Raw genomic sequence first — 13,709 nt, forward strand, 5'->3', positions numbered from 1 at the left:
TACTACCCTTTAGAAATTCTTAGATTCATTCGGGGTAGTACATGACTTACGTGATTCAATCAAATCCCTTCTCTGTGCTTCCCCTTTCGGTACCCAATAGTGGGCATATTAAGCTGGAAGGTATCCCAACTTTTTACTATTCAAACCACGAATATATTACACCTGTAAATCTTTGGATAAATCATCTAGTCAACTACAGGAAGGCGAAAGATTTAAACTCCACGGTTCGTGCTTTAAAGCGCTACTTTAATTTCTTGGAAGAAAACTCATTATCTTGGGATAAATTTCCGACTGCTAAATATTTAAGACCTACCTATAGGTTTAGAAACGATAATTTACTAACAAACGCAAGGCTAGGACAAATCCAGTTCTCTACGGCATCTCTTTACATGAGGCATGTCGTAAAGTTTTACGAGTGGTGTATCCACCAAAAATTTCTTAACGTTAACGAATCCGGTAAACCATTTGACTACGAGATGGTGAAAATCAGAAACACCGGAATGATGAATCATCTTAACCCTCATTACATTGTCAGTAGCACGGACCTTCGCGTAAAAGTTCCTTTAAAAGAGCGAGTGCAATCACTCAATCCGCTATCAAAAGATGAGCTAGAGCCCTTTGCGAAAGCACTCTCCACGTTCAACATAGAGTTTATAATCCATCAACTCTTGCAAGTACAATCAGGTTTGAGATTACAGGAAGCATGTACTTTCCCATTATGTTTAGCGTTGGAACTTGAGTTTTCCGATAAATCAGAAGTGAAAATTGGTCCGATGAATGGTGTAGCTACAAAGTATGGAAAAGAAAGAAAAGTCGAAATCTCTCCCAGCCTCAGAGCTCTACTTGTTGGCTATGCAAAATCAAAAAGGCGCAGGCTAAGGCTCAAAAAGAACAATAGTTCATTTTTGCTAGTCTCGAAATCAGGTGCTCCATTTAGTCCTAACAACGTTCAGCAATCGTTTAGAAGATTAAGAAACGCTGTTGAGCGTGAAACGTCTTCGCTATTTTCTCATACCACTCATGACCTCAGAGCCACGTACTGTACGTACCGCCTTGCATCGCTTTTAGAGATAGGGATGCAAAAAGACGCAGTAACACAAATGATGGCATGGATGGGACACAGTAGTGAAGCAACAACTTGGAAGTACGTCGACTTCTTGGAGCGTAAAAAAAACGTTAGAGAAGCAGCAAGCTTTCTAGATACCATTCTTGAAGAGTCGCTATATGAGTCAATCTGAGCAAGATAAAAGCCTCATCATTAGTTTGAAAGTAGGGATAGCTCGGTATCAGCAATTCGACTTCAATAGATTTCGATACCTCAATGTGCCGCTAAAAAAGGAACTAACTGGCGGTATATATGCAAATAGAGACGAGCTTGTTCGACGCTGGTTTACAGCTCTTCGTGATGATCAAAACTACTCAGACAGAACGAAGTTTGGATATGTCAATGACCTTGTAAGATATGTCAAATTTGTAGATTCGTCGAATCTCGACTTGGAAACTCACGATTCCATAATTGCGTGGGAAAGGCATCAGGTCGAAAAAGTGAGGCTTGGCTCGTTGAATGTCAATACAGCTCGTAAAAGAACAAGTTCTATAAAGTGCATGCTTACTATACTAGGGTTACCTTGTAAGGATTGGTTTTCTCCGAGAGGGCTTTTCAGACGCGAACTGAACCCTACTGAGGGCTATTCAGACTCTGAACTCAAGTCCCTTTTAAAGCCAATCTACTCAACGTTTAATAAGCTTTTTGAACAAATACTTAGCACTCCAGAACTGCATTTATACACAGAGCCAAGAGTTGCAACTGCTGAAATTGCTTTCGGGCCCCGGAGAATAGAAGTTGCGGGGGCCATCACAAAATGTTTTTCACTTGGTTATTTCCTCATGTCTTATTTTACTTGGGGAAACATGACGTCCTTATTATCTATGAAAAAGTTTAAGGAGAGTAACTTCAACGAAGAGCGCATATACTCGCAAAGCGTTCTAAAAGCCAGGGCGAATAAGTACGTAACGATATCAATCGGAGAAAATAATCGTCAAAATGTACCGAAACATTCGCTGCGATTCATAAAGAAACTTTTACAGTTGAGCCACGCTATCGCGCCGAATAATGAGCATTTGTTTTTTATGGCTTGTAGGGGCAAGTTAAAGCCTCTTGAACCAAGCCATTTAAGATCCACTAGTATTTGGCTTCAATCTACTTTTAATCTACACACAGATGACAATCTACCGCTTAGGCCTATGGCAAAGAGATTTAGGGCGACTGGTAGTGCTCGATATTTAGATTTAACAGGCGACTATGCTGGCGCTTCTATTTTATTAGGCAATACACCAAATACTCTTCGTCAGCACTATACTACGGGTAATCCGATAGAAAATAAAAAGCAGTTACAAGCTGCCACCCATACATTGGAAGCTGTTGCACGATGTTCTGACCTTGCCCAGGCGAAAAGCTATGCGAAATCGAAACTGGATGTTGAAGTACTCCCCTATGAGCAGTTTCTTGCTAAGTATGGTGATTTAAATAAGCACTCTAAAAAGACAGCCCTTGGCTCTGGATGCATTTCACCTTTCGGTAAACAAGCTAGTGTTTACAGACGAAAAATGAATTTAAGTCCAATGCACTTTGATGTTGATCATTTGGCTTGCGCCGATATCTTGAATTGCTTTGACTGTCCCAATCAGGTGATTATCGAAAAAGTTGAGGATATTTGGTGCTTAATGAGCTTTCGGGAAGTAATTGAAGAATCAATTATCGACCATAAAAGTCATTCTCAGTTCGTTAGAAACTTTGCTTCACTGGTTGAAAAAATAGACTTGTGTATTTTTAGCGTTGACCCGAAGGTACGCCGTAAAGCAACTAAAAAGCTCAAACAGGAAGGTCGTCACCCCATTTGGCCTGAAGGTATAAATTACAACTTTTAGAGAGCACGATGCAAATACTTCTTAGTCTTCCTGGAAATGTAGTGAATGAAAACCTCGATGGTTTTCAAAAAGTACTTGAATCCTATAGTAAGTTGGACTTCAAGTATCTAGATAACGTGCCAGTGACTAAAGACCATGCGGGGACTACAGTTAGCTACTTTGGCGATGAAGAGTGGATTTTATCTGCTTACATAGATAGAAAGATAACCAACAAGGATAAAATCACTTTTTCAGAGATCAGTTCTTTTGAACTTGCTACAGAGCTGAAAATGATTTGTTTTTCTTGGCTTTACACTAATGCAGGCAGAGGGAACTCTTACCCACTGAAGCCATCAACAATTATCTTTCAGCACAGTAAGTTGCTGCAAGTCTATAAGTTTTTGGAAAAAATGAAATGGGCTAGCATTTCCAAACTGTCGCATGCCGTTTTGTTTTATGAATTTTGTACATACTTAACATCTTTGCAATACAGTTATGGCAACACCGTCCAGATATTCAGCATGTTGAATAAAGTACAAAGGGCGGATCACATTCTTCCCATAGGCCTAGTAATCCCTACCGATCAAAGCACGAAAGCCTTAGCAATTGAATGCTGCGCGGTTGAAAAGACTAAACCAAATCAGTTTTACGCTATGCCTACAAGTATCATGGAGAAAATTTATTCGAGAGCAATCGATTATATTGAAAAACTCTATCCGTATAGAGTTTTGCTAAGTGAACTGATACGAGAGTTGCGCATAAATTACGAAGTAGGCAAAAAGGTTGTTGATCGCAAAATAAATGACGGGAGTTGGAAGTGGTTAACCCCAAATTCCGCAGACTATAGGGTAGAGGTAAATAAAGCTAAGCCTCAGAGCTACTCATCCATTATTGAGTTGTATCTTCAAGGGACGCCATTAGAAAAACATATTTTACCCTGGCGACAATTTGAGTCGTGGTTATCAAAAATCCAGGCCGCTTGTTATATCGTTTGCGCAGCATTTACAGGAATGCGACGCAGCGAACTGTACTCTTTGCATCCCGATAGTTTTAAGACTAGAACGTACAACGGTAAAATCATTCACACTGTACAATCATACCACCACAAGATGACACAAGGACGAGGACAACTATCTGAGTGGGTAACAACAACTATCGTAGGAGACGCCATCTCACTCGCTGAGGCCTTGACGCAATATATGCGAGAACAACTGTTCAATCATCCAGACCCGATGAAAAACCACGAGGCGAGTTGTTTATGGCTTACTCAAACAAAGAAAAGTGAAGCTCCAAAGATCATCTATGAAGAGCATTTTCGCAACAAATTTAATGAGATAGCTAAAGAGGCAGGAGCAATTGTAGATGACGAGGCCCTTGAAGAATTTTACTTGATCAACCCAAACCAAAACTCTGTTTTATCTAATAAAAAAATTGCACTTGGATATATATGGCCCATTACTTCTCATCAATTTCGAAGAACTTTTGCCGTATTTGTAAGACGCCACAACCTCTGTTCCACGATAGCCGTTAAAGAACAGTTTAAACATTTGGATATACCAACCAGTGAGTGGTACGAAGAAGGCGGTGCGGCAGCAGTACTTAGAGGGATTAATACCGATAGCGAGCTGTCAGAATTGATAAAAAATGTTCGTAATGAAGTTATTACTGAAACTGTTTTTAAGTGGTACAACCGAAAAGATAAATTATTTGGCAAGCGCGGCCTTGAAATAATGAAAGATAGAGGGTCAATTCCAACAGAGCATAAAAGTTGGCAAGAAATTCACAATCACGTTAAAGCTGGCAGAATAGACTTTGTAGGAACGTTACACTCCTATTGCTTAGCAGGATATCAATGCCAAATGAGCAAGGTCGCCTCACCAGCAAATTGTTTTAAATGTGAAAATCAGTTAATAGATGAAGAACAAGCGAAGGGCTGGTCAATAAGACACCAACAGTGTATCCAGCAGATAAAATACCTTAAGAGTATAGATTCTTTTTCTAGTTCTATTGAAAGCCATTACCTTTCACAAATTAAAGCAGCCGAGCGAGTCATGCACTTCTTTAACATTCCATTTTCTGAGTACAAACAAGACGGGGGAAATGATGACTAAATCAGAAGTTACGAGAGCGAGGATTGAAGAGGCTCTAGACAGAATACTGAATAAAGCCACAACAATTGTCCCGTACTCCCAAAAGCTCTCGGTTAAAGCGGTTGAGGAGGAAGCAGGCCTAGGCAGCGGTTCAATATACTATTACGAAGATATTGTCGAAGAAATTTGGGCTTTAAAAAAACAAAGCTATTCAGTGAGTATGATACCCGAACACTCCTCAGACGCTCTTTCAAAACTGAGGTTACGACTCAAAAAAGAAATTAAATTGAAAAGAAAGTACAAGAGCGAAGTAGCTGAGCTTCGTGAAAGGCTATCCAATATGGCTAGCCAGCACAATTCTTTTGCATTAACCATCGAAGAGTACAAACAGAGAGTGGCAGAATTAGAGTACCAGTTAACAAATGAATAGCATGTCTAATTTATCTTGTATCGTCACATCGAAATAACTTGGTGTTCACACGCTTGTGTGGAGTAGGCAACATTTGATTTAACAAAATTGCTAGAAAGCTTGCGCAAATCTGACAGTTTCTCATTGCACATACTGCGCTCGCACTCTCATTGAAGCTCATTGGCATCCATTAGTGCGTAAGAACTTGTCTGTAAAAGCATACTAGGTTAATTGGTTGCTGATCATTAAAGAAGAGATTTTCTATTAACATAAGACAATTAGGACAGTACCTTCTGAAAATAGGCCTGCTACATGTGTAATTATGGTAGTGTGCCAGAAACGGCACACTACATGCTCCTTAACTTAAGCGGCATAACGGCCTAAATCTGGACCTATAAAAGCAACAATGTCTTTCACAGTGATAGCAGTCAGCTTAGGTGCTGATGACCGGTAAGAATTTAAAAATTCAATGGCCCTGTCATGTTTCAATAGCTCACATCCACCACATACGACTAAGTAATCATCGTATGCAGAGCGTGCCGCGTCCATTACTGTATATCCAAGTTTCTCTATAGCAGTGCCGGCAGATTCTTGATACTTAACAACAACTTGAATTGTGCGTATTGGTGTATGAACGACAAAATGTGCATAGTCCCTTTTATCCGAGAAAATACTCGGATATTTGACATTTCGTTGGTACGTCATTGGCTTTTCGTTAGTATTTTCAGAAAACCCAAGCCCCTGAAAAGTACTAGTAATATCGTTTAGTAAATCTTTTCTACTCATTAGTAGTTACCTCAATAAATTTTCTAAGATAGGATAAGCCTAAAAAACAGGCTAATTCCGAGCAAAAACTTACCGCTTCCCACATTTTTATCTAATAAACGGCTCAAAATATTGAGGTGAACATCAAAGACATGTACTATCATGACTCTTAAAGATTGATAGGCTGTTCTTCAATGGACAAGCACTTCAGTGTCGTGTCTTATTCTTTCTGTTGGCGCAGATAAATAAATCACCTCACAAAAAAAGCACTTTTCAGTAACACTGATAAGTGCTTTTTTATTTCTCCCTTCTAACTCCTTTGAACGGCTTCCGATCACTTTTGACGTCCATAAATTGTCCGGTGTTTGCATCACGCTTGACCCAGTGACCTGAACCAGTTTGAGTTTGCGATCGTTTTCGAACAGCTCCGCAACGGCGGTTATCACCGACTTTTCCGTTAGTTGCCATATACAACCTCCTTTCTTCATTAGGATCTATATGTTAGAGACCAATTCTCCAACTATGATCAATCTTACGATCAAAAAACAACCAAGTCAATTCTTGCGTAAAGTTTTTATAAGTGAAGATGAAAATTCAATAGCATAAAATCAACAACAAAGACCGAAATCAAAATACGAAAGTAGACTCTAAGACATTAGTGAAGTAGTATTTAAGCCACATACATGACTAGATATACTGATAATGCTTACCTATAAAGACCTAAAAGAACAATATACAAATACTGCAGATCGCCTTGCATACATCGACTTTATGTTGCGCTTCACTGGTATCGTTAAACGTTCTGACATCGGTGAAATGTTCAATTTATCTGATGCGGCGGCTTCAAAAGTTCTAGCTGATTACAGTAATATTTGTAAAAGAAATATTGTGTACAACAGAAGTGTAAGAGCTAATGCTATTGTAAGAGATAGTTATGAACCTCTCATAGATTTTGACGCAGAAACAGCATTAGGCATGTTAGCTAATGGTTTCAATAAGAACAAACTCTCTCTACCGGCCAAAACTATAATCCCCTTTGAAAAAATAGGGAAAGTAACTAACAATCTCTCAACTAATTTTATTGGGAAAATTACAAGAGCAATTAAAGGTAAATACGCTATTAGTTGTGAGTACCGTTCAGAAAACAGTGATAATCATCATAGGCGAACAATCATTCCTCTTGCAATGATGCACGATGGGGTTAATTGGATGTTTAGAGGTTATCATCGAGACGACGAAAATAAGGTATTTTTTAAGAATTTCCATTTTTCAAGGGCGTTTGATGTTGTTGAGCATTTTGGAGAGAAAACATATAAAGCTCTATCCCATGAAACCTTAGATTTTGACAAAGAATGGAATTTAATCCTTCCCCTTCAGCTCCAGCTTCATACCGATAGAAGTGAATCACAAAAAGCCAGAATCAGAACTGATTTTGGTATCCCTGAAAACAAAAACGAGATGACCACATCAGTACGTTGTGCATTCCAGTGGATTATCGAAAAAGAATGGTTTATCGATAGCAGAAATGGAGAGGAAAAGTTAGAGGATAAAACTCCGAGATTTTATAAATTTAAACTCTTAAATGCTGAAATGCTGAAGCTTTTAAAATCAAGCAACATCTAAAATGAAGCACAAGTACTAAAGTATCGATAGGTTTAGATGTTTGAGCGGTTGGAGGAAAAATACTGAAATGCAGTTATTGTTAGCAAAGCATAGCTGTTGGAAAAATTCCTAATGTGTACGTAAATGGTGAAGTTGACACAACGGTATCCGCAAGGCATCAAAAAATGAAAAATATTCCCTGCGATGATTTAACAAGAAAAATTGTGTACCTAGCAATAAAAGACGCCGGTAAGAAATGATCGATACTGATTCAAAACTGGCCTCTCGGTACTAGCATTGTTACGTTTAGTAGCCCATATTTGATCTAGCACTTTTAGATGTAGGTTAAGATGTCATCTGACAGGCAGCTTCAGACAATTATCGGACAAACAGATTATTGGCTTTTTTGAGTTTTGTACTAATTGCGGATATCTCCTCTGTAGCCAACGTAATTGTTGAGGTCATAAAAGCCCATAGGAAGTGTGTGGTAGCATTTTTGACGATTATTAGAAGCTATGAAAGGTCTGAAAAAACCTGCTCGATTCAGACCTGTAATAAAAAATGCTTAAGGTTTTCTTAAGTTTTTTTGTATATCCTTAAATTTACTGAGAAATTATGGGGATCTTATGCGCATACTGTTAGTTGAAGACGATAAGCCTTTGTCCAACGCGCTTAAAGTTTCATTAAGAAAGGCAAACTATACTGTAGACTGTGTCTACGATGGTGCCAGCGCAATAAGTACACTTCGCCCATCGCAAAATGATATTGTCATTTTGGATCTAGGTCTACCAGACCAGGATGGATTAATCGTTCTCAAGAGTATTCGAAAAACTAATCCAGTACTGCCAGTCTTAATTCTGACCGCAAGAGACAAGACCTCTGACAAAATATCAGGGCTAGATGCGGGTGCAGACGATTACCTCCCCAAACCCTTTGAAATTGATGAGTTGCTGGCGCGCTTACGGGTTTTAGAGCGCAGATTAGGTACGTCTTCAGAAAGTGTGATCACTGTGCAGAACGTCAGCCTTGATACAAAGCACCATACATTGACTATTGATAGTGACATAGTACATCTTCCGCGTAGAGAGCTTATGCTTTTGAAAGCGCTAATTGAAAACGCGGGTCGCATATTGAGTAAGCAGCAACTTGAGAGCAAACTCTATGAATGGGGTGAGGAAGTTTCAAGCAATACAATAGAAGTGCATATCAGCAATTTAAGAAAAAAGATGCCAGAAAACTTCATTCGAACCATTAGAGGCGTAGGGTATTGCATATCCAACTCTGGAGATTAACGTGACGTCGATTCGTCGCTTTCTTATTTTAACTCTTACCAGTGCTTTAGTCCTTATTGTCTTCAGTGCGGCGCTCCACGGCTATCGTGCCACAATAGGTATATCAACTACGCTACTAGACAATGAACTCACCGCGTTAAGTAGTGCCGTTGCTTCGTTCAATGGTGGCTCACCAGGTAAAGATCACGCTTTGTTATTTCAAATCTGGCAGGACGATAAGCTGATAAAAAGTTCAAGCAAAGTGTTAAAGGCCCCACTCTCTGACTTTAAAGACGGTTTCTCAGAAAAAAATGCTCTTGGAACACGATGGCGTGTGCATACCTCTTATGTAAAAGATGATGGCTCTTGGTACATGGTGGCGCAACCATTGAGTAATCGCTTTACGTTAGCAGATGCATTAACCGTTGCTTCCATTACTCCTTTTATTGTCAGTGTTCCCCTTCTTGTCGTAATTTTGTTTTTAGGAATAACCTGGGGGCTTGCCCCCCTAAAACAGCTTTCTCGAAAATTGGCTAAACGAACAGGTAATAACTTTTCTACCATTGCACTTGATAGAGAACCCAGTGAACTTAAACCTGTTGTTTCTACGCTCAACTCAATGTTTTCTCGACTAAGTGCTGCGTTTGAAAGAGAACAGCAGTTTGCGTCCAACGCCGCACATGAACTGCGTACACCGCTAAGTGTGATGAAAATCAATATTCACAATATTGCTGAAGAATTAGGAGATAGCGGTAAACTACTTGAAACGCTTCAACGCGACACCGATCGGATGATTCACGCGGTGAATCAATTTTTGTTACTGACACGTACCAGTCCGGAGACATTTGTAGAACAAAAAGAGGCAGTTAATCTGCACTTTGTTGCGCAAGAAGTGATTAGCGATCTATATGGAAAAATTGAAACCAAACAGCAAGAGATATCCTTAGAAGGCGATGAGATTTGGTTAAACAGCGTACATTTTATGTTGTACACCTTATTGCAAAATCTTATTACCAACGCCAGTAATTATTCCCCTGAAGGGGCACAAATTGTTGTTCGAATTGAACAACTCGCATCAAACGTAGTTTTGAGTGTCGCGGACTCGGGTCCTGGCATACCAATAAGTGAACGAGCCAGCGTATTAAAGCGATTTAACCGCGCAGCACAAGCTAAGACGACAACAGGCAGCGGCCTTGGTTTGGCCATAGTATTGCAAATTGCTGCTCTGCATAATGCCAATGTTGTGCTTGATGATGCTAAGATCGGAGGCCTTGAAGTGAAGGTGGAGTTTGAAAATGAACTCTTACTTTAAATTTTCTATTGGCCTTTTTATTGGCCTTTTATCATTTTTCTCTCCTCGTGCGTTTGCACTAACTGAAGTCGTGATAGAAATTAAAGATCATCTTTTTTACCCGCAGAATGTAGTGGTTCCAGCGGGGAAAAAGGTACGTCTTACTTTCATCAATTTCGACGATAGCCCCGAGGAAATAGACAGTTTTTCCCTTAACAGAGAAAAAGTGATTTTTGCCAAAAGCAAAGGCAGTATTTACATTGGACCGCTGACACAAGGTGAATATCCTTTCTTTGGAGAATTCCACCCTAACAGTGCAGTGGGCAAAGTAGTCGTAAAGGAACAAGAGGAGAAGCCTGATGCTCATTAATACGGTCGTACTCTTCTTAAGAGACACATTACCTATTTTTCTATTGCTCAGTGTACTTCTTGCATTACCTGGCGTTTCACGATTGTCGCTAGTATGGCGAATAGCCTCACTGTTAGTGACCGCAGCAATGACATATTCTTATCTAGGCGTTATCTCTCAACTGGCAGAGGGCGCTGGCTTTGAGTTATTAAAATCGTTACTCCTAGTGAGTGCCTGGATAGGTATTTGTGTGCTAGTCATTTGTCCCTTTTCAAAACGTAACTTCATCAGAATGGGTATTACGTTGCTTGTGCTGGGTATTGGGTTACCTAACAGTTTGCATTTTATGGTGTACTTTGTGTCAGGGCTTACGCATAACAGTGATAGTACGTTGCTTTTTCTTGGTACTACAATTGGGCTGGGGATCAGTATCAGCATCGCTATTTTGCTCAATATCGCACTAACGCACTTTGTAAGCCACAAAGCGACGTTTTGTTTCACGACTCTTTTTGTCGCCGCGCAAGTTGCAAACATCGCGCTTCTTTTGGAACAAATAGATATATTTCCTGCCCCACAACAAGTTTGGGATAGTAGTCATATCGTTAGTGACAACAGCGAGTATGGGCATTTATTGAACGCATTAATTGGCTACGAAGCCACTCCATCAATGAGTTACATGATGTTATTTATATTTACTTTGGTTGTGCCCAATACTATTGCTGCGACAAGGAAGCGCATACCTGCGCTGTGGCAACAAGTGGAGGTTACACAATGAAGCGCACTATCTTATTATTAGTTGTCCTTCTTGCCGCATTTTCTGTGAGCGCTGACAATTTTACCGTAGACAGAGTCTATCACCCTTATGTATTGCCTTTTGAACGCGAATTCGAGTGGCGATTAACTTCACGCCAAAATGATAACGGCAATGTATTGATGCAACGCTACTCGTTTGGACACGCCCTTTCTGAGTTTGTAATCCTGGAGGCTTACCTTGTGGGAGCTCGCGATGAAAACCGAGATTTTGGGATAGAATCTTATGAACTTGAGCTTCGTTGGATGGTCACTGAACAAGGAAAGTATTGGGCTGATTGGGGAGCCTTATTTGAATTAGAAAAGCAACACAATACGGATGACTGGGCAGCTAAGGCCGGCATTCTGAATGAAAAAGAGTTTGGTCAGTTTAGTCTAACTACTAACGCAAGCCTAGTATATGAATGGGGTGAAACCATTGCCAATGAGTGGGAGAGCGAATTCAAAGCAAAATTTCGCTATCGCTGGCTCCCAGAGGTTCAACCCGGTATTGAGATATATGTAGGAGAGGACTATGTGGGCGCTGGTCCGGTTTTTATGGGAATTAAACGCTACGACAGGCAAAAGCAATTAAAATGGGAGCTTGGCTTTATTGCAGGGCTCAATGGTGACAGTAAAGATCACACATTGCGTATGTCACTGGAATACGAATTTTAATGCTCAGACGTATTATAGGCTTAAGCTTTTCTTAAGGTTTTTACTTTCATACACACGCCATATGCATCGATAGACGTTGGTGTAGCTCTGTCTGCAAAAAATCTTCCTTCATTGCTATGGGAGATTATTCATTCAGTAACTCCTGAACAAACTGAAGTCATCGTAGGCGATGACGGTAGTGATTACAATACATCTACATTACTGGCCACTTTGGCAGGATCATTCCCTTTACTTTAAGGGGGAGTGGACATCTCCAGTTGCAGAAAGAGCACTTCTGGTAATCGCTGCTCACGGAAAATGGATTGTTACGTTAGACGCTGATGGTTAAAACGATCCTGTGGATATCCCAAAATTAATAGAAACAGCTAAACAAGTAAATAGTCCCCACTTTTGCGTCATTGGTTATCGACAAAAAAGAAAAGATACAAGATGAAACGTGTGCAATCTAAAGTAGTGAATTGCATTCGTCAGAATGTTTTAGGTGATGCTAACCTGATACGGGCTGTGGGTTAAAGCTGCTTCCACGACGTACCTTTCTATTGCTTCCATATTTTGATCAATTGCATCTATGCCTTCACAAAGCGGCTAGCATAATATGAAAAATCTCATCGGAAGATTGGTGCTAATTCAGGGGAAAAGTCACTGTGAATCATCTAGCTCGCCATGAAGTCAATCAAATTACAATGCTTGGAATAGAGATTGGGCTGGTATTGTAGATATGCTCGGCGCCAGGTGGTTGATGTAGTGTAAATAAACTCGGTTCCATCAACGTGATATTCACGCATAAAAAGTGAGTATTTTCCTCTTATGCGTACTGTCAGTTTCCTGATGAGGCAGTGGTTAGTTACCTATCAGTTCAAGTATCCAGTGACATTCTTGAGCACATAGCACTGATCCAAACTGGTTAATATCTTACATAGCGAAACTCAGCACGGAAGAAGTATTCTTGGTTTTGAGTGCCTTTGTGGTATTAATGACACTGGGTATTCCCCGGCAAGCTGTTAGCTTTTTTGAGGGCGTGGCTTTGGCCCATCTGAGGGTAGTATTATAGCGCTACTACTTACCTGTATGTCCGCAAGTGCAGCCTATCTATTGGTACGCGGTTCTTTTAGAAAGCTCATAGCCAAAGCCATTAAATCAGAAGTTTATGAAAACCGTTTTTTACAATTGCGCGTGTACTCCTGAAAAGCAGCTTTCGAACAATACTTATGGTTCGACTGTTCCCAATAGGCGCCAATGTTGTGACCAATACTATAGGTGGCGCGTTTCTAGTACTTTTAATTCCTTTCATTATAGCAAGTGGGTTAGGCTTTATTCCGCAAACCTTACTTTTCTCAATGCTAGGAGGTGGCTCTCGTTATATTAATGCCGTAGAAAAACCTATCCATATAGCAGGCCTAGTAATTAGCGTTTTGCTAATACTTTCAATGTTGCGCTTTACTCACAAGGACCATGCGCAGTGACAAATATATTTCGTCACGAGCGTAAGATTTTCGTACTTTTTGTTGTTGCAGCCATCATTATTTTCAGTGGTTTAGGCGTTCTCGATGCCTGGCCG

The 13,709-nt window shown here is 40.1% G+C and carries 13 protein-coding genes; 11 read left to right on the forward strand and 2 right to left on the reverse strand.

Going from position 1 to position 13,709, the window contains the following annotated elements:
- Nucleotides 1–41 precede the first annotated feature (41 nt).
- The 4 genes from GTH32_RS11275 to GTH32_RS11290 are packed head-to-tail and all read left to right on the forward strand — an operon-like array spanning nucleotide 42 to nucleotide 5,427.
- Nucleotides 42–1,238 carry a tyrosine-type recombinase/integrase gene (locus GTH32_RS11275; protein WP_108568727.1) on the forward strand — a complete coding sequence of 399 codons (1,197 nt, stop codon included), beginning with the start codon at nucleotides 42–44 and terminating at the stop codon, nucleotides 1,236–1,238.
- Complete coding sequence (locus GTH32_RS11280) at nucleotides 1,225–2,928, forward strand: hypothetical protein (protein ID WP_108568726.1); 1,704 nt, start codon at nucleotides 1,225–1,227, stop codon at nucleotides 2,926–2,928. The genes GTH32_RS11275 and GTH32_RS11280 overlap by 14 nt, the downstream gene beginning before the upstream one ends.
- 8 nt (nucleotides 2,929–2,936) lie before the next feature.
- Nucleotides 2,937–5,018, forward strand: coding sequence for an integrase (locus GTH32_RS11285; protein WP_163085793.1), 2,082 nt, complete (start codon nucleotides 2,937–2,939; stop codon nucleotides 5,016–5,018).
- Nucleotides 5,008–5,427 carry a hypothetical protein gene (locus GTH32_RS11290; protein WP_108568724.1) on the forward strand — a complete coding sequence of 140 codons (420 nt, stop codon included), beginning with the start codon at nucleotides 5,008–5,010 and terminating at the stop codon, nucleotides 5,425–5,427. Before GTH32_RS11285 ends, GTH32_RS11290 begins: the two co-directional genes overlap by 11 nt.
- Before the next feature lie 342 nt (nucleotides 5,428–5,769).
- On the opposite strand, the gene GTH32_RS11295 is transcribed toward GTH32_RS11290, so the two are convergent.
- Nucleotides 5,770–6,192, reverse strand: coding sequence for a PD-(D/E)XK nuclease superfamily protein (locus GTH32_RS11295; protein WP_108568723.1), 423 nt, complete (start codon nucleotides 6,190–6,192; stop codon nucleotides 5,770–5,772).
- Between the two features lie 170 nt (nucleotides 6,193–6,362).
- Nucleotides 6,363–6,617 (reverse strand): hypothetical protein, encoded by a 255-nt coding sequence (locus GTH32_RS11300; RefSeq protein ID WP_163085620.1) that lies wholly within the window; start codon nucleotides 6,615–6,617, stop codon nucleotides 6,363–6,365.
- A gap of 256 nt (nucleotides 6,618–6,873) precedes the next feature.
- On the opposite strand from GTH32_RS11300, the gene GTH32_RS11305 reads away from it, so the two are divergent.
- The 7 genes from GTH32_RS11305 to GTH32_RS19515 all read left to right on the forward strand — a co-directional run bounded on the left by GTH32_RS11305 (nucleotide 6,874) and on the right by GTH32_RS19515 (nucleotide 13,614).
- Nucleotides 6,874–7,794: a BrxR family helix-turn-helix transcriptional regulator gene (locus GTH32_RS11305; protein ID WP_108568722.1), complete on the forward strand. Its 921-nt coding sequence runs from the start codon at nucleotides 6,874–6,876 to the stop codon at nucleotides 7,792–7,794.
- Nucleotides 7,795–8,399: 605 nt separating this feature from the next.
- A complete protein-coding gene (locus tag GTH32_RS11310; RefSeq protein ID WP_163085795.1) occupies nucleotides 8,400–9,065 on the forward strand; it encodes a response regulator in 666 nt (221 codons plus the stop codon).
- A 1-nt stretch (nucleotide 9,066) separates the two neighbouring features.
- On the forward strand, nucleotides 9,067–10,356 hold the full coding sequence (locus GTH32_RS11315) for an ATP-binding protein (RefSeq protein ID WP_163085797.1): 1,290 nt from the start codon (nucleotides 9,067–9,069) through the stop codon (nucleotides 10,354–10,356).
- Nucleotides 10,340–10,705: a cupredoxin domain-containing protein gene (locus tag GTH32_RS11320; RefSeq protein ID WP_013783478.1), complete on the forward strand. Its 366-nt coding sequence runs from the start codon at nucleotides 10,340–10,342 to the stop codon at nucleotides 10,703–10,705. The genes GTH32_RS11315 and GTH32_RS11320 overlap by 17 nt, the downstream gene beginning before the upstream one ends.
- Nucleotides 10,695–11,459, forward strand: a complete 765-nt coding sequence (locus GTH32_RS11325; protein WP_013783477.1) for an FTR1 family protein — start codon at nucleotides 10,695–10,697, stop codon at nucleotides 11,457–11,459. The genes GTH32_RS11320 and GTH32_RS11325 overlap by 11 nt, the downstream gene beginning before the upstream one ends.
- Complete coding sequence (locus tag GTH32_RS11330; protein WP_013783476.1) at nucleotides 11,456–12,151, forward strand: hypothetical protein; 696 nt, start codon at nucleotides 11,456–11,458, stop codon at nucleotides 12,149–12,151. The genes GTH32_RS11325 and GTH32_RS11330 overlap by 4 nt, the downstream gene beginning before the upstream one ends.
- A gap of 1,241 nt (nucleotides 12,152–13,392) precedes the next feature.
- On the forward strand, nucleotides 13,393–13,614 hold the full coding sequence (locus tag GTH32_RS19515) for a hypothetical protein (protein ID WP_246223232.1): 222 nt from the start codon (nucleotides 13,393–13,395) through the stop codon (nucleotides 13,612–13,614).
- Nucleotides 13,615–13,709: the final 95 nt, after the last annotated feature.

Origin of the sequence: Alteromonas profundi, assembly GCF_010500865.1 — a bacterium.
Lineage (GTDB): Bacteria > Pseudomonadota > Gammaproteobacteria > Enterobacterales > Alteromonadaceae > Alteromonas > Alteromonas profundi.